The 858-nt window shown below is 34.4% G+C and carries 2 protein-coding genes; one reads left to right on the top strand and one right to left on the bottom strand.

Annotated features, from left to right (window positions below):
* On the top strand, window positions 1–629 hold a 629-nt coding region (locus E1140_RS00150; RefSeq protein ID WP_221412587.1), incomplete at its 5' end, for a YceI family protein.
* Window positions 630–633: 4 nt separating this feature from the next.
* Here the strand turns inward: E1140_RS00150 and E1140_RS00145 are convergent.
* The coding region (locus E1140_RS00145; RefSeq protein ID WP_155177939.1) for a response regulator at window positions 634–858 on the bottom strand (225 nt) is incomplete at its 5' end.

The raw sequence follows: 858 nt of genomic DNA, 5'->3' as shown, positions 1-858 counted from the left end.
GATTTTCATTAATTTTTATATACGTTTCACTTAAATCAATCAGCATCATGAAGAAGTCAATTTTTATAATAATTATTTGCCTGTTTTGCAATCTATCATTTGCACAAAACACTTGGGTAATTGATCCTTCGCATTCTGCAGTAGAATTCGAAGTGTCGCACTTAACAGTATCGTCTGTTTCTGGATATTTTACCTCATTTAATGGTACTGTTACTACAGAAAAAAAGAATGATTTTGAAGGAGCTACAGTCACTGCTAATATTCAAGTAGCCAGTATTACCACCAATAATCTTGAACGTGATAAGCACCTTAAAGAAGATGACTTCTTTAACGCTAAGGCTTTTCCTGAAATAAAATTTAAGAGTACTGCATTTAAGAAGTATGAAGACGGCAGCTATTCGCTATCTGGCATTCTTACCATCCGTGATGTCAGTAAACCTATTGATTTAGACATTGATTTTGGCGGCATTGTCTCCATAGAAAACATGAAACGCGCAGGATTTACAGCAAAAGGATCTATAAATAGATTTGATTATGGACTTAAATGGGATGATGCACTCGACAGCGGTGGACTAATAGTAGGTGAAAAAGTAGATATAATCCTAAAAGTAGAAGCTGTTAAACAATAGGAGATTAAGCAAGCATTGAAGCTATATCTCCTAGTTTCTGATCAGTAAGTGGCTTTGAAATGTAGGTAAGCACATCTGCATTGGCAGCCACTTTTTCTTTATCATTGGAATTGTCTGAACTAGTTAGAACGACTATTTTTATTTTAGATTTTACCTCATCAGACATCAGGGAAAATTCATATAGAAACCTGAAGCCGTCCATAATCGGCATATTTAAATCCAAAAAAAT

This window comes from Fulvivirga lutimaris (assembly GCF_009711525.1).
Taxonomy (GTDB): domain Bacteria; phylum Bacteroidota; class Bacteroidia; order Cytophagales; family Cyclobacteriaceae; genus Fulvivirga; species Fulvivirga lutimaris.
This window is presented reverse-complemented; position numbering and strand designations above follow the sequence as displayed.